Here is a 15,988-nt window from a genome sequence, read left to right on the forward strand (position 1 = left end):
TCACTGTGGTTGATTCTGGCGGTTAACTTAACTGCTCTATTGGAAGAGGCTAAGAGGTTTAGTCTCTTCGCAACTCATCCTTGATTGCAATGGGGTTGGGAAAGTTCATCACCACAATGTAAGACGACACCAGGAATGTAAGAATCGCTGTTGCCTGGATTAAATGTGATGCTGCGCTGCCAATCAGGTTTTGCGTATAAGCGAGCAGGGCGATTAACAGGGAAAATTCACTAATTTGCCCAAGTCGAAATCCAATATCCCAAGAGAGTACTTTGTGTTCACTGCGATTTCCAAGCAGGAAGTGAAATACTACGGGTTTTATTACCAGAACTGCGGCGGCTGTGACCAGGGCAGGAAGTAGAATTTCGGGCAGCATGGCCAGCTTGAATTGTGCTCCGAGGCTGAAAAAGAACAGGATCAGGAAGAAGTCTCGCAGAGGTTTAAGGCTGAGGGCAATGTACTGTGAAATCCGGCTGGCTGCCAGCGTGATACCACCAATAAATGCGCCGATCTCTCTTGAAAGGCCCACAACTTCTGCCAGCTCTGCCATTCCCATACACCATCCAAGTGCCATTAAGAATACGTATTCGTGGAAGCGGTCAAAGCGGGTAAAAAGTGGCAATAAAATATATTTTACTATTAGCCAGGCAAAAAGGATCAGCAGTGGCAGCGATCCAAAGGAGAGAGCCAATTGCCAGATCTGTTCATCACCGGTGTTATCACTCAGCAGTACCATTAGGCAGACTATTGCCACAAAGTCCTGAAAAAGAAGAAGTCCCACCATAAGTTCACCCAAGTGCTTGTGGTGAAGTACCGTCGTGGGAAGCAGTTTGATACCGATAATGGTGCTAGAGAACATCAGCGCCATGCCGATTACCCAGGATTCAACGGTAGTAAATCCAAACAGCAAGCCTATGCCAAAGCCAAGGCCGAGGAAGATCGCACAGCTTACAACCCCCACAAATGTAGCTTTGCGCAATACAGCTACCAGCGCTTGAGGCTGCATATCTAGACCCAACAGGAAGAGCAGGAAGATAATCCCGACGCTGGACATATCGGATAGAAGTCGCAGGTTATCGATTACTGCAAAGCCGGATGGGCCGAGTAAAACACCGAGAGCGATGTAAGCTACCAGAAGCGGTTGTCGTCCAAAAAGAGCCAATGAGGCAACAATTGCTGCGCCACTAAAGATCAAGAAGAATGATTGGAAAAGGGAGCTGTCCGCCACAGGCCATCCTTGTGTGTGAGCGAGATTTAACCATTATCCATAGATGTGCGAACAGCTGAAAGGTCTATGTGCCTACCAAGTGGTTGCGCTGAGACTTTACTCACCGGATGGAATCGGTAACTCGGTAGTGCTTTTGATCTGTTCCAAGGCAAAGTTGGAGACAATATCGCTAATGCCAACATGCCGGATTAACTCCTTGTAAAAGCGGTCATAGGCCGTGATATCGCTAACTACCACTCGCAACAGGTAATCGTAGTCGCCTGCCATACGGTAGCAAGCTACTACCTCTGGCAACTGTGCCATATGTTCGGCAAAGTTGTCGGCCCACTCCGGTGTGTGCTGGTCAGTTTTAACCTGGGCAAACACTGAGACCGGAAGTCCTAAAATCTCGGCATTAAGCAAGGCGACTTTGCGTCGAATGATGCCGCTCTTTTCCAGTTTCTGCACCCTGCGCCAGCATGGGGTTTTTGTCAGGCCCACACGCTCCGCCAGCTCCTCGATCGAAAGGCTGACGTCAGATTGCAGAATCGCAAGAAGTTTTCTATCAATCGCGTCAAGTGAGGACATAGTGCTATGCGCTCCCTATAAGGTAGGGGTTTTGTGTCCTTGCGCTGATTGCATTGCCTCCCTGGCTACCCCTAACGGTATTTGGGCGAGTGGGTGTGGGGGCTATTGGATGAAAGTCATCGAACTACCATCACACCTACTGCAGATACGATAGGCTCAGGGGGGGAGTGCTGGTAGTGGAATTTCCCTAGATGTGCAACGCTTCTGGGGGAGCTTTTTAGCAGAGGTGAGATTGGGCGGAAGTTGGCCGCCCAATCTTGAATGCAGATCAGGCTGCGTCTTTGGGCGGGAAGCGGGGTTCGAATAGTCCCAGCTCAATGGCCTCGCGGACCTTGGCCATCAGGTCAATTTCTGTCAGTTCCTGCAGCTGTTGCAAGCTGTTGAGAACATAGTAAATGGGTTGAACAATATCGATGCGATATGGGGTGCGCAGTGCGGTAACCGCGTCTAAATCGTAGCGCTCTGGTTGGTGACTCAGTGCGTAGAGTGTCTCTTTCGGGGAAGACAGAATGCCGCCACCGTAAATGCGCAAACCACCGTCGGTGTTCAGCAGGCCGAACTCCACTGTAAACCAATAGAGGCGGGCTAAATAGGCGCGCTCTTTGGGTGAGGCTTTAAGGCCCAGTTGTCCGTATTTTTGCGTGAAGTTCGCAAATGCTGGGTTGGTGAGCATGGCGCAGTGGCCAAAAATTTCGTGGAAGATGTCCGGTTCTTGCAGATAATCAAACTCATCGGGAGTGCGTATAAAGGTAGCAACTGGGAATTTGCGATCCGCTAGAAGACCGAAAAAGGTTTCGAAGCCGATAAGGGCGGGAACCCGGGCGACTTCCCAGCCAGTTTCCCTGCGCAGCACGCTGGAGATTTCCTCGAGCTGGGGTATGCGGTCTTTCGGTAGGTCCAACAGCTCCAGGCCGTGCATATATTCATCGCAGGCGCGGCCAGGTAAGACATCCAGTTGGCGTTCAATCAGACGCTGCCAAGTTTGGTGTTCAAGGTCGGTATACTCGATAAAGCCGTCTTCATTGGGCTCACGGGCAACGTACTTGCTTGCCTTCTTTGCTTCTTTCTTCATGAATGTCTCTCCTGCGGCTCGGTAGCTCTCGCTGATTCCCAGTGCCCAGCACCTGCCGCTGAACCTGTTGTTGTTATGTTTCGACCTCTATTTTTAGCCAGGCGTGCCCTTGGTGGGGAGGGGTAGCGGCGAGCTATTGCGCCTTCCGGGGAGTTCAAATTACACTTTCTGTAAACATTTCTTTACAGGTGACGCTGTGCGGGTAGAGATTACTTGTGCAAATCGTGTCGGCATTTTGCACGAAATTATGCAAATTTTCGGAAAATATCGGATAAATGTGACCTCTGGTGAGCTCGGGGGTGACAGTGGAGATAAGGTTTATCTGATAGCGCCCGGGATGCTTGCCACTCAATACCAGACTATCGAGAAGTCCCTGCACCAGGTTCCTGGAGTTAAGCGGGTGCGGAGGATCTCTCTATTGCCCCTGGAGCGACGTCATTTCGAGTTGGACACTTTGCTGAGTCATGTGACTGATCCGGTTCTTAGTGTGGATCGCGAGGGCAGGGTGGTCGCTGCCAATCTGGCAGCGGCAAGGGCCTTCGGTGTGAGCTTGGACAAGGTGCCTGGTCTACAGCTGCAGAGATTCCTGCCGCTTATGCAGGTCGCAGAATTGCTGCGGGATTTTGCAGTGCCTCGCTACGGACTGCCTCTGGTGGTAAGGGGGCAGAGTTTTCGTGTGGACTGGTCCCCAATCACTCTGGAGGGAAATCCCGGAGCGGTTGACTCACTGGCTGGGGCGGTACTGCGTTTACAGCCTCGGGATAGCAGTGAGTTTGTCACTGAGCTGCCAAGACCGATGGTGTTGTGGGATTTTGATTTGCGTCGAAGAAGTTGCCTCCAGCTGCAGGACTTATCTGAACTCAGTGCACCTCTGTTGATACTGGGTGAGCGGGGCACAGGAAAGACAACGTTTGCCTGTGCGGTGCATTACCTCTCCCCGTCGGCCTCAAGGGCTGATTGCTATCGAATTATCCCACGTGATGGGACTATGCAACTGCCTTCACATCTTCGTCGAACGGGTACTTTGATTCTTGAGGATTTACATACTCTCAAAACAGAAGCTCAAGTTGATTTATTGAGAAAACTCCGCAATTTGCCGGCATCGCTGAGATTGGTGGCCACCGCTATTGATAGGGAATCTATTGCGCCGCCACTTGCGCAGCTCTTTTCGTCGTTAGCGATGTCCTTGCCCCCGTTGCGAAATATGCGACCGGCTCTGCCGCGCTATGCTAGTACTTTAATGCGCCAGGAGTCTCCAGAGGCTAGTGAGCTCAATTTTGATAGCGAGGTGATGGAGTTGATCAAACTCCACGACTGGCCGGATAACTTCAACGGCCTCAGGGACTATTTAATGGCCGCATCCAGTCAATGCTTGATTAGAGGGGCGGCGTCGATCAGTTGTGCGGATGTGCCGGATTTAATGGTTAAGGCGGAACTTCCCTGGCGGGACTGGGGCCGTGGACTTACCTATAAGGAAATGATGGAGCAGCTGGAGAGGGCGTTGCTGGCGGACATTATCAAAGGTCACTCCTCAACCAGGGAGCTGGCTAAGGAGCTGGGTATTTCTCATACCGCTGTGGCCAACAAATTGCGGAAATACGGTTTGTCGGCCAATAAAAAATAGTTTGTTTAGCGCTCGATTCGTCCGATCAGCATATCTTTAAACATAACAAAGTCCCCGATAAAACTGTAGAACGGATACTTAAAGGTTGCCGGGCGGTTGTTTTCAAAGAAAAAGTGCCCGATCCATGCAAACCCGTAGCCCGCGACAGGAGTAACTGCTAGCCACAGCATATTGGAAGTTACTACAGCCGCAATTATTGTCGCGAACACCAGACTGGTACCAAAGAAGTGCAGCCGACGACAGGTGAGATTGCTATGTTCCTGTAAGTAGAATGGATAAAACTCGCGAAAAGATTCAAATTTTTGCGCTTCTATTGCGGCCATGCTGTGCCTCCTTATTTTTATTGCACAATCAGGGGAGCCGCTGAACAAAACCGTAATATCTCTGCGTTGCGAGTTCTTGCAAGGTCCAGGCATTGCTGCGAGGTCGCGCCTTAACTATGAATCGCTCCGTAAGCTAGCCGTATCGCGGGTTTATTCAGAGACTCCTAAGTTTAAGACGAATATCTACAGACGCCAATCAGGGCGCGGGCACAAATTATCTGTTAGGCTGCCGCAAAAATATGCGGTTAACCCGCAAGTAAGCGATATGAGGAAGTTATGGCAGGTCCACTCGCACACTTAAAGGTACTCGATTTAAGTCGTATTCTCGCCGGACCCTGGGCTGGGCAGGTATTTGCTGATTTTGGGGCTGAGGTTATTAAAGTAGAGCGCCCGGAGCGAGGGGATGACACTCGCCACTGGGGTCCTCCCTACCTAAAGGATGAGAAGGGATATGACACTGCTGATGCCGCTTACTACCTAAGTGCCAATCGCGGAAAAAAATCAGTTACCGTAGATATCACTACTGAAGATGGCCAGGCCTTGATCAAGGAGATGGCAGCCCGATACGATATTCTTCTTGAAAACTACAAAGTAGATGGGTTGAAAAAGTACGGCCTGGATTATGAATCCATCAAGGCGATCAATCCTGGTGTTATCTACTGCTCGATCACAGGTTTTGGGCAAACTGGCCCGTACAAAAATCGAGCAGGCTATGATGCGATGATCCAGGGGATGGGTGGTCTGATGAGTATTACTGGTGTGCCGGAAGGGCAACCGGGTGCGGGCCCGCAAAAGGTGGGGGTGGCAGTAGCCGACCTGATGACAGGGATGTATGCAGTATCTTCTGTATTGGCAGCTGTTGTTCACCGGCAGCATACGGGCGTTGGCCAGCATATCGACCTCGCCTTATTGGATACCCAGGTTTCATGGTTGGCTAACCAAGCCCAAAATTACCTTACCTCTGGTAAAAGCCCTGAGCGACAGGGTACCGGCCATCCCAATATAGTCCCCTACCAGGCAGTCCCTTCAAAAGATGGCTATTTTATGTTGGCAGTGGGTAATGATGACCAGTTTAAACGCTTCTGCGGAATCGCAGGTGTAGAAGAACTGGCAGAAAATCCTGCCTACGGGACTAATTCAGCGCGGGTTATGGCCCGTGAAGAATTGGTGCCGCAGATTGAAGCTGCGACTCGTAAGCACGAATCCGCTTGGTGGCTCCAGCATCTTAGTGATGCTCATGTTCCCTGTGGGCCTATCAATACATTGGAGGAGGTTTTTGCTGATCCTCAAGTACAGGCCCGGGGTATGGTGGTTGAGCAGGATCATCCGGAAGCTGGAAAGGTGAAGACCGTGCGCAACCCTGTAATCTTCTCCGAGTCCGCACTCGACTACACCCAGGCGCCGCCAGTATTGGGTGAGCACACTGAGGAAGTATTGCGAGATTTGCTAGGTAAAAGTGACGAGCAAGTAGAAGAGTTGCGGAACAAGAGTATTGTGTAAGTTATAGATAGATAACTTGCTGATAATCAGGCACAAGGATGTGCCTTGTAAATTAGGGAAAACAGATGGAACTCGACCACGTCAATATTACTGCTCCTATGGAAACCCTAAAGCAGGTACGGGACTTCTATGCCCAGGTTCTCGGTCTGACCGAGGGTGAGAGGCCAAATTTCAAGCGTAATGGATTTTGGCTCTATGGCAATGGTAGGGCTATTTTGCATTTAATTGATGGTGAGGTGAGTGGTGACCAGCCTGAGAAACCCTACCTGGATCACATAGCTTTCCGTACAGATGCGCTTGAGCCGGTTAAGCAGCGTCTGGATGCATTGGGAGTCGCCAATCACCTAATGGATGTGCCCGGGCGCAATGTACGGCAATTAGTATTTTTTGATCCAGTAGGGAATAAGGTGGAAGTTAACGCGGTGGTGTAGCAACTTCTTGAAAGGTCTAGACATTCCTGCGAAGCCGCGCCTTGATTGTGAACCGCTCTGCATGCCAAAGATATCACGGAGTTGTTCAGAGGCTCCTTAAGTTGTTTTAGTCCTTTCAGAGGCATTTGAGTCTCTTAGGTTTAGAAGATGCTTTGTAGAGCATGTTCTTTATAGCCCCTGGATTTAACTTGGTCCCCTGCCAGAGAAGCTATGGCAATCACTTCCGATTGGTTGTTTTCTCTGATTGAAAAGTTGATATGCTTCATGTTTTATTGCAAATGACTAGGTCCCTGATAAAGATAATAATTTATGCCAGATAGTGAAGAATCAGTTGTATTTAAAATACAAGGGAAAATGGTAATTGGTCAGCGTAAATTCAGGGCACCGTTAAGTTATCAAGACCGTTTGGTTGATGAGGCAAGGTTGGTTTACGTTATCAGTGGCTGTTCAACCTTGGTTTGTGGTGATGAAACCCTCACCTTGAGTCCAGGTGCCACTGTGCTAATGAAGACAGATAATTTTATTAATCAGTGGCATGAAGATGGAATAAACAATGAAATTAATTTCATCGGTTTTCGGCTAACGTCAGAGCTATTACAGCGACTCTACCCAAGTGGTATGCCTGATGTCTTTGGTAATAATGGCGAAAGTAGGGCTGCTGTTAAGGAGGATAATAAGTCCAATAATCAGCCCCCCTCGGCTGAGCGCCTGCAGGAATCTGTACTGCTCTCCAATTATATGCGTAGCATAATTGACTATATCCAGCAGCCAGAAGTATTCAGTGAGCCACTGGTGGTATTAAAGGTTCGAGAATTAGTAGAGCTCATCCCCAGGCTCGATAGCAGTGGAACAGTTGTGAAGATGTTGGGGCAGTTGTTCATCAGGCAACAGCCTAAACTTCAGGAAGTGGTGCAAGCTCACTTATACTCCTCTCTGAAGCTGGCGGATTTAGCTTTTCTATGCCATATGAGCGAGTCAACATTTACTCGTAAATTTAAGCAAGTCTATGGCAGTAGCGCCACGAAATATATTACCTCGAAACGGATGGAGAAAGCACAGCAGCTGATTCTCAATAGCGATCTTAGCCTGACTGAAGTTGCTTTGGAGTGTGGTTTTGATGAGCTTAGTTACTTCTCCCGGGTGTTCAAACAGCACTATCAAGTAGCCCCTTCCCAAATGCGTAAAAAGGCGATTTGACGGATTTGTACAAATCCTTGACTGGATGTTCCAAGTAAAGTGTTGGCTTACTGCTTAATCTAGTCTTTGTCTTAACAGCGTACTTTTCTAACGATATGTCGTTATATTTAAACCCTCTTGTTACTGAGGGGCTAAAGAATGAATACATGCTCATTGGTAGTGCTAATGGTGATGTTGGTTTTGCGTTTAGCCCGACGAGCATTAGTTATCGTCCTGGTGGTTTGATTAGAACCCTCCTAGGGCGAACTATAGCTGATACCGCTGAAGACTATGAATCAGTCACTTTTCATTACTTGCTGATGTTTGCTGGAAGCCTGAAGGCTAATCACTCTGTCCCCTGTGCAATCAAAAATAGTGAAACTTGATACAGTCAATTAGTAGCACTGCCTTGGCCTGTTGAGGTCTCGCAGAGATGATAAGGAATTTTTCAGGGGATCTTTGAGTTCTCGTTCTGTTCATTTAATCAACCAAATGGAATATTTAATATGATTCGTTTCGCACAATTTCTTTCCGGTATATTTGTACTTATATTGGGTTCGGCTGGCTTAGTGACCATGCTTTTCCCTGAAGTTGTTAATGGTCCAGCCGGATTTGATGCAACAACTAATTATGGTTTCACTAACCTACGTACTCTCGGTGCCCCCACGCTTAGCTTAGCGATCATTACGGCAATTGGTGCCTTTCGCAAAGAGTGGTTGTTAATACTTCCTGCCTCGATGTACTTTCTATTTAATGGTTCTTCGCGGCTTATTTCTGTATTAGTTGAGGGCTACGAGCCCGTAATGCTGACTGGCTTGGTAGTGACATTTACACTATTTATTCTGTCTCAGGTGGCTGTGTACAACTTCCGTCGTGCAGCTTTGACGTAGGTTCAGAAAATGCAGGGTGTTGGCGGTGTTTACTGTAAATGTCACACCGCCTCTCTTTCAGAACGTCGCTGAAATGAGGTTGACGCTATGGTAATTGTGTACTTGATTGATGGTGAGGTAAGTGGTGTGTTGCTCCCGCAGGTTTTGTATTCTATTTCCTGAAACGAAAGCAACCAGTTTTAAGTTGAAAAATGTTTCTAGTTTTTAGGGGCTTTGTCTGAAAACAGCTTTCCAAACGCATCGTAAACAGCAAGATGCAGAGTGTCACCATGGTCTAGTTGTTCAAAGTAGCCGAAGTGTATTTTTGTGTTGTTTTTCTTGTTATCTAGCTTCTTGTATAGTGTTCGCGCTAGGCGCTCCATCACTTCCCCCTCTTTTCCAACTCCAATATAGATCTGTTTGTCCTCACAGCAGTCTTTAGGGATGCTTGTCAGAAGAGATTCTCCACTCCACCATAAGCTTGGGCTGATAATAATATAGTTGTCGAAAAGGTCCGCATGCTTTAACAGAATTTCTGTAGCTACAAGTCCTCCCAGAGACTGACCTATCAGTGTGGACTTTTCTTTTGTACGGAAATTGCTCGCAATAATGGGTTGAACCTCTTTGCCCAAAAAATCAATAAATTCCTTTGATCCGCCTGATGATGGAAATTCTTTTTGATCTAAAGCTATTTTGGATGGAAATGTATAGTCGCGTTTTCTATCAATATTTTCTATGCCTACAAGAATTGATTCTGGAAGCATATTAATCCAAGAGAATGAGCCGAATTGGAGCACTCCCGCTATATGGATAAAGTCTTCGGATAAGGAGCCATCTAAAAGATAGATTACGGGGTAGTTTCTTTCAGGTTCACGATGGTAGCTCTCGGGTAAGTAGACATTTAAGGTGCGCTTTTCCTTTAATATCTTTGATTGAAAACTAATTGAGTCGCCAATTACTAGGGGAGAACTCTTAAGGTCTGTAGCCTTTGCGAAAGTAGCCATAAGAAAAAATGAGATGAGAGCCAAATACTTGACCATAAGTTATATGCCCTTTGAAGGTTAAATTATTCTTGAAATAGATAGGGTCTGTAGAAGATTCATATTGAAACGGCCTAATACTAACACCGGGAAGGGTGGTGGTTGTAGTAATGCTTTATCTAAAGGTTAAAATTATTCATCACTCATCATTTATACATAAAGTCTTGTTGGGATTGGCGTTCGGACATGGAAGGGGATGAGATTGCGACGTTTTTCTTCTGCTCCAGCTGAATGACTTTCCTGGTTTCATATTCAGGTCGCTTTAAGTAGAAATTTGGATGTTTGGCCTGAAAATGTACAAATTTAATGGGTTGGAGTTGTCCTGGTAAGTACCGCTGAATTTACTAAAGGTGGCCACTTGCAGGTGGTCATTATTACGACCTGTTTTGCTAGTCCCCCGTCAAATCCTTGATCATTGTCACGTATTGCGTCCCAAGATGTTCAGTTTGAGGGTCAGAAATTAACCCGGCTCAGCCTGACTGCCTGGTCGGTTTTTGGGGTTGTTGCATGTGTGTATTTCCTATTTAATTAATCAATTGATTAATTAAGGGCGTATGCCTGTGACTGATAAGCCACCCACCCGAGGGCGCGGGCGCCCAAAAGATCCTGAGCGTGAATCCCAGGTGCGTGAGGCGCTTATGAAGTCAGCGTATGCATTGCTTCGGGATAAGGCATTTCGCGATATTTCTATTCGAGAGATTGCCCAGGGAGCAGGGGTGAACTCGGCAATGATCAGTTACCACTTTGGTGGCAAGGAGGGGCTGATTATCGAGGTAGTGCGGAACCAAATAATGCAGTACGGCCCTGCTTTCATCACTGCCGGGCTGGATGGGAGGGAGCCCACTTTAGAATTGTTGAGAGAAGCAATGAGCAGAATGATACGCCTATATATCAAGGAGCCTTGGATTCCTCGCCTAATTGTTGATGAAGCAGCTTCCAAATCCGGTCGAATGCGCGAACTCTTTGCCGATAGGTTGGCCTCAAAACTGATACCCAAGTTACGTACTCTACTGCAAACCCTTCAGTCCAATGGCCAGTTGCGAGAGGATCTGGATATTGACCTGATGCCAATCTCTTTTTCCAGTTTGATCGCCTTCCCCTTTATTGCTGGCGCCCGTTTTAAGGAAGAATTTGGCTTTGCTCTGGGGGAGGAAAGTGGGGAGAGATGGATTAACCATACCGTTCAACTCTTACTCCAAGGTGTTTCTAAAAAATCTATATCCAAAGGCGAGGAAGTCAGCAATGGAAATTAAGAGTCATATAAAAGCTCTGATGAATAGCCGGCTCGCATTGCCGGTACTGATTGCGGCGGCGGTGGTTGTATCCTTAGTGTTGGACGTCACTAAAAGTGAGCCTAAACACGATGCGATCACGTCTCCTATAACAACGGTAGACGCAATAAAAGTGCAGGAGCTGCCGTTGCGAGCTCAAGCTATTGCATATGGAGAGGTGAAACCCAGTACTTTCCTGGAAGCCAATGCAGAAGTCAGTGGTAGGGTGGTGTATACAGCTCCGGAATTGGAACGGGGAAATATTATCTCTGCCGGTACGCTGGTTTTGAAAATCGATGATACCAGCTACCAGCTTGCCCTGGCGCAGGCTGAAAGTGACCTGGCTGCAAATCGCGCTAACTTGCAAGAGCTGGAAGTGGAGGAGGCCAATAGTCAACGTTCTCTGGAAATCGCCGAGCGCACCCTCAAGTTGGGTGAGAAAGAACTCGCTCGCAAGCAAAAGTTAGTTGCGAAGGGAACCGTCTCCCGCTCTACCGTAGATACTGAAGAGCAAAATATGCTGCGCTTGCGCCAGGAAGTGCAGAACCAGAGCAGCCAACTTTCCCTTTTCCCTACCCGCCGCAAGGTGATTGAAGCACAGATAGCTCGCTCGGAAGCTCAGGTACGGGATAGTAAATACAACTTGGAGCGCACCAGGGTGACCCTGCCATTTAATGCTCTTATTGGTGAAGTCCATGTAGAGGAAAACCAATATGTTACTGGCAGTGCTCGCTTATTTGATGCAAGTGGACTCGCCCAAGTAGAAATTGCAGCAGAGCTTCCCATGGTGCATGTGGCTCCACTATTGCGTAATTTAAGGCCTGGCATAGATTCCAATCCGACTCCTGATGATCTACCCAAGATGTTGTTGGGGCTGGAAGCTCGGATCACCCTGGTGGGTGGCCCGGGGAATAGTGAGTGGCAGGGGAGGGTAGTGCGCTTGGGTGGAACCCTGGATAGCACCAGTCGAACACTCTCCGTTGTTGTAGCTGTGGATGACCCCTACGGCAAAGCGGTGACCGGTGAAAAACCACCGCTATTTCGCGGTATGTATGCCCGTGTGGAGTTATTGGCTCCCGCCGCACCAGCACTCGCCATACCCCGCCGTGCCCTCCATGAAGGCAAGGTTTATCTGGTAGAAAATGGTCAACTAAGAGTGCGCCCCGTACAGATTGACTACCACCAAGGCGACACCACTGTGATTCGCGAGGGATTGAATCCCGGTGAGCAGGTTATTGTGACTGATGTAATCCCTGCGATTAATGGAATGGCTGTTTCCGTCGTTAGTGATGAACAATCTGTTACAGCTAGTGCTAGAGGTAACCAGTAGTGATTCGTTATTTTGCCGGTCACCCAACGGCGGCCAATTTATTGATGGTTGCGCTGATGCTAAGCGGGCTTTTTGTTCTGCCTGGCATGAAGCGTGAAACGATGCCGGAAATCGATAAGTTTGAGGTTCAGGTTTTGGTCCCTTATGCCGGCGCTGCGGCGGCCGAGGTGGAAGATAGTATTTGTCTTCCCTTGGAGGAGGCCACCGATGGAATCAGCTTTATCGATGAGCGACTTTGTGAGGCGAAAGATAATCTGGGCCTGATGACTCTTAAAATGCAAGAAGCGGGTGATATGGACCAGTTTGTTGCTGATGTGGAGTCCGCAGTTGACGGTATCGACTCGCTTCCTGCAGAAAGTGAGCGCCCGGTGATTGAGGAACTGGGGCGTACTCAGGCTGTGGTTAGTATTGCTATCAGTGCCGATCTGCCGTTGGTTCAATTGAATCAACTGGCCGAACATTATCGCCGTGAATTACTCCGCGACCCCGCTATTCCTATTGTGCGTATTTCCGGTTTTTCTGATCATCAGCTCCAGATCGAAGTCTCAGATTACAACTTGCGCCAATACGGGCTTAGCGTGATGGACCTGGCCAATATTATTGACCAGCAAGCTATTGATATGCCCGCCGGTAAGGTTTCCACTCCAGATCGAGAATATCAGGTGCGCTTTACTGAAGAGCGCCGCACGGTTGCAGAGTTGGAAAACCTTGTGGTGATTAAAGGTGGTGATGGGGCGGAAGTTCGACTTGGGGACATTGCAAAAATTTACGATGACTTTGAGTTGGCTGAAGACAAAATTACTTTTGATGGTCATCGCGCTGCGCTTCTCAATATTGAGAAGAATAGTGTGGATGATAGCTTGCGTGTGCTTGAAGCCGTGCGCGACTTTGTCGACCGTGAAAATGAAAATCTGCCTGAGGGCATGAAGCTCACCTTAACCCAAGACAGCGCCTCTATAGTTGCGGATCGTTTGCAGATGGTCATAACCAATGCTTGGCAGGGGCTGATCCTGGTAGCATTGGCTCTCTATCTGTTCTTTAGTGGCCGCTATGTTTTTTGGGTGGTCATGGGATTGCCGGTTTCATTCCTGGGGTCGTTCGCACTGATTACGGCCATGGGCGTGTCCATTAATATGATCAGCCTGGTGGGACTGCTGATTGCCATTGGCATCCTAATGGATGACGCCATTGTGTTATCGGAAAGTATTGCCAGTGAACACAGCGAGGGAAGATCTCCGCTGGAAGCGGTTATCAATGGCACCAAGCGGGTGGCCGGTGGCGTTTTGTCCTCATTTGCAACTACGGTAATGGTTTTTGGGGGACTGGTTTTTATTAAGGGAGACATTGGGCAGGTCCTCAAGGTGTTGCCCATTGTATTGATTTCTGTATTGCTCATTAGTTTGGTGGAAGCTTTCCTGATTCTGCCGGCACACTTGCGTCATGCTCTTGAGCACAAAAGCTCTATCCCCGCCTGGAAGCTGGGTTTTGCTAAACGCTTTGATGGTTGGCGAGAAAATATAGGGCGCGCAGCGGACTGGGCGGTTAAATATCGCTACGCCTTTGTCGGGGGAGTGTTTGGCTTATTCCTGGTCACTATTAGTTTGATGACATCGGGGATCGTCAAATTTCAGGGTTTCCCCACCTTAGAGGGCGATTTATTACAAGCCCGGATCTTGATGCCCCAGGGAACCTCTTTGGTTGATATGGAGAAGTTAGTCGATAAGCAGTTGAAGGCGCTGGATCAGGTCGCCACAGAGTTGTCAAAAGATGAAAATGCACCTCTGGTGAATCATACGAGTGTCACTTTTGGTATTAATGGTGATGCCTTTGAGTCGGGCCCCCATGTGGCCACCATTAATGTCGATTTGCTTGCTGCTGAAGGTCGTACTACCAGTATGGATGAATTGCGCCATGCCTGGCATAAGGCTGCCGGCGATATGGCTGGAGCAATCGCTATTCTTTATAAAGAGCCGGCCTTAGGCCCTGCCGGCCGTGCTATCCACTTGCGCCTTGCCGGTTTGGAGCTGGATCAACTAAAGGCAGCGTCCATTCGCTTGCAGAATTGGTTGCGTGGATACGACGGCGTAGTGAATGTGGTGGATGACTTGCGTCCCGGCAAGCCGCAACTCACCGTCAAAATGCGTGAAGGCGCCTATGCCTCTGGCCTGGATGCCAGCAATGTCGCCAATCAGTTGCGAGCTGCTTACCAGGGGATGGAGATAGATGAAATTCAATATCGGGGGGAGGTCTACGAGATACAGGTTCGTATGGATGCAGATTCCCGCGGAGCGTTGAGCCGTTTCGATGAATTGGTCATTATCCATCCAACTACCAAGCAACGGGTTCCGCTGATTGCCGTTGCCGATATAGAAATGAATCGGGAGTATGCGCGAATTCAACGTATTGATGGCGCGCGGGTAGTGAGTGTGTTTGCTGATGTTTTCACTGAGAAAGCGAATGCAGGACAGGTACTTGGCGACACCCAGGAGAAGTTCCTGTCTGAGCTTACCCGCGAGTTCCCAGGGTTGCGCGTTGATATGCAGGGGGAAATAAAAAATAGTGAGGTTACCGCTAAGTCCATTGGTCGGGCCTTGTTAATAGGTGCCATTGGTATCTACCTTCTCCTATCCATGCAATTCCGTAGCTACGTGGAGCCTCTGATTGTATTGGTGGCTATTCCCCTGGCACTGATTGGTGTTATTTGGGGGCATCTGATCATGGGCCAGAATATGTCTATGCCCAGTATGATGGGTTTTGTCTCTCTCGCCGGAATTGTGGTCAATGACTCAATTTTGCTAGTGGAGTTTGTGAAGCGGCGAGTGCGTGAAGGAATGGATGTACATAGCGCGGCAAGTCAGGCCAGTCGCGATCGTTTCCGAGCAATCTTCCTTACCTCGCTGACCACAATTGTCGGTCTGTTGCCACTGCTATTTGAAACCAGTCTGCAGGCACAGGTGTTGGTGCCGCTTGTTACCAGTATTGTATTTGGTATCAGCAGTTCTACTATTCTGATTCTTCTGGTGCTACCGGCGCTCTACGGAATACTGGAGGATTTTGGGTTTACTGAACCTCAAGAAGAGAGTGATGGCGAAGACGTATTAGTACCGGCGCCTATGGTAACTGCGCCAAGTAGTTGATCGTTTTATATGAAGGGAAGCTAGTTTCCTAGGATATGCCTAGCTTATTACACCTAATAATGGTGCTAATAAGTTAGGCAGTGAGTGTTTTGGGCTAGTCAATCCACAGATCTACGGTCTATCGTTATTGCCAATATTAGTGTAGAAAAATAACTCATAGCCTCCAAAATGGTTTTAGGGGCATCGTCATTTCGGCTTTGCTCCACTGAACTCTTGTAATCCCGCTTTAGCGATTTCTTTAATTTCCCTCTCTGTAGAATTAACAAGCGTATTTCCACCTGGCCCCAAATAAAAATGAACTATCTTCTCGGGAAGATTGGAAGTGCTAAAATCCCATGCTGCTTCGGTAGGTTCCAATATTTCTCGCTTATGTCTCTTAACAGTTTGGTGGACATTAGTAATTTTGAGTGTTAATTGCGC

General features: G+C 48.3%; 14 protein-coding genes. 8 read left to right on the forward strand and 6 right to left on the reverse strand.

Features of this window, described 5'->3' with window-relative positions; translation table 11 throughout:
* Nucleotides 1–58: 58 nt before the first annotated feature.
* The 3 genes from ACJJII_RS16310 to phhA all read right to left on the reverse strand — a co-directional run bounded on the left by ACJJII_RS16310 (nt 59) and on the right by phhA (nt 2,867).
* Nucleotides 59–1,228, reverse strand: a complete 1,170-nt coding sequence (locus ACJJII_RS16310) for a cation:proton antiporter domain-containing protein (RefSeq protein WP_444897120.1) — start codon at nt 1,226–1,228, stop codon at nt 59–61.
* Between the two features lie 96 nt (nt 1,229–1,324).
* Nucleotides 1,325–1,795: an Lrp/AsnC family transcriptional regulator gene (locus ACJJII_RS16315; RefSeq protein WP_108733441.1), complete on the reverse strand. Its 471-nt coding sequence runs from the start codon at nt 1,793–1,795 to the stop codon at nt 1,325–1,327.
* 268 nt (nt 1,796–2,063) lie between these two features.
* A complete protein-coding gene (phhA, locus tag ACJJII_RS16320; RefSeq protein WP_444916947.1) occupies nt 2,064–2,867 on the reverse strand; it encodes a phenylalanine 4-monooxygenase in 804 nt (267 codons plus the stop codon).
* 196 nt (nt 2,868–3,063) lie between these two features.
* Here phhA and ACJJII_RS16325 point away from each other — a divergent pair, with 196 nt between their 5' ends.
* On the forward strand, nt 3,064–4,491 hold the full coding sequence (locus ACJJII_RS16325) for a TyrR/PhhR family helix-turn-helix DNA-binding protein (RefSeq protein ID WP_444916948.1): 1,428 nt from the start codon (nt 3,064–3,066) through the stop codon (nt 4,489–4,491).
* Between the two features lie 5 nt (nt 4,492–4,496).
* Here the strand turns inward: ACJJII_RS16325 and ACJJII_RS16330 are convergent, their stop codons facing one another.
* Nucleotides 4,497–4,814 carry an Mpo1-like protein gene (locus ACJJII_RS16330; protein ID WP_444897123.1) on the reverse strand — a complete coding sequence of 106 codons (318 nt, stop codon included), beginning with the start codon at nt 4,812–4,814 and terminating at the stop codon, nt 4,497–4,499.
* A gap of 276 nt (nt 4,815–5,090) precedes the next feature.
* Here ACJJII_RS16330 and ACJJII_RS16335 point away from each other — a divergent pair, with 276 nt between their 5' ends.
* The 4 genes from ACJJII_RS16335 (at nt 5,091) to ACJJII_RS16350 (ending at nt 8,811) form a co-directional block, all read left to right on the forward strand.
* Complete coding sequence (locus tag ACJJII_RS16335; protein ID WP_444916949.1) at nt 5,091–6,314, forward strand: CaiB/BaiF CoA transferase family protein; 1,224 nt, start codon at nt 5,091–5,093, stop codon at nt 6,312–6,314.
* A gap of 65 nt (nt 6,315–6,379) precedes the next feature.
* Nucleotides 6,380–6,745 (forward strand): VOC family protein, encoded by a 366-nt coding sequence (locus ACJJII_RS16340; protein WP_444916950.1) that lies wholly within the window; start codon nt 6,380–6,382, stop codon nt 6,743–6,745.
* A gap of 309 nt (nt 6,746–7,054) precedes the next feature.
* The gene (locus tag ACJJII_RS16345) at nt 7,055–7,942 is read left to right on the forward strand and encodes an AraC family transcriptional regulator (RefSeq protein WP_444916951.1); all 888 of its coding nucleotides are present in this window, start codon (nt 7,055–7,057) and stop codon (nt 7,940–7,942) included.
* A gap of 485 nt (nt 7,943–8,427) precedes the next feature.
* On the forward strand, nt 8,428–8,811 hold the full coding sequence (locus tag ACJJII_RS16350; protein WP_413665620.1) for a hypothetical protein: 384 nt from the start codon (nt 8,428–8,430) through the stop codon (nt 8,809–8,811).
* Nucleotides 8,812–9,008: 197 nt separating this feature from the next.
* On the opposite strand, the gene ACJJII_RS16355 is transcribed toward ACJJII_RS16350, so the two are convergent.
* Nucleotides 9,009–9,830 (reverse strand): alpha/beta hydrolase, encoded by an 822-nt coding sequence (locus ACJJII_RS16355; protein ID WP_444916952.1) that lies wholly within the window; start codon nt 9,828–9,830, stop codon nt 9,009–9,011.
* 560 nt (nt 9,831–10,390) lie between these two features.
* Here ACJJII_RS16355 and ACJJII_RS16360 point away from each other — a divergent pair.
* The 3 genes from ACJJII_RS16360 to ACJJII_RS16370 are packed head-to-tail and all read left to right on the forward strand — an operon-like array spanning nt 10,391 to nt 15,568.
* The gene (locus ACJJII_RS16360) at nt 10,391–11,083 is read left to right on the forward strand and encodes a TetR/AcrR family transcriptional regulator (protein ID WP_444916953.1); all 693 of its coding nucleotides are present in this window, start codon (nt 10,391–10,393) and stop codon (nt 11,081–11,083) included.
* Entirely contained in the window at nt 11,073–12,431 is a 1,359-nt protein-coding gene (locus ACJJII_RS16365; protein WP_444916954.1) for an efflux RND transporter periplasmic adaptor subunit, read from the forward strand. The genes ACJJII_RS16360 and ACJJII_RS16365 overlap by 11 nt, the downstream gene beginning before the upstream one ends.
* Complete coding sequence (locus tag ACJJII_RS16370; protein WP_444916955.1) at nt 12,431–15,568, forward strand: efflux RND transporter permease subunit; 3,138 nt, start codon at nt 12,431–12,433, stop codon at nt 15,566–15,568. Before ACJJII_RS16365 ends, ACJJII_RS16370 begins: the two co-directional genes overlap by 1 nt.
* Nucleotides 15,569–15,754: 186 nt before the next feature.
* Here ACJJII_RS16370 and ACJJII_RS16375 read toward each other — a convergent pair whose 3' ends face one another.
* Complete coding sequence (locus ACJJII_RS16375; protein WP_444916956.1) at nt 15,755–15,925, reverse strand: hypothetical protein; 171 nt, start codon at nt 15,923–15,925, stop codon at nt 15,755–15,757.
* Nucleotides 15,926–15,988: the final 63 nt, after the last annotated feature.

The sequence above is a fragment of the Microbulbifer maximicatervae (SeqCode) genome, from assembly GCF_052467825.1.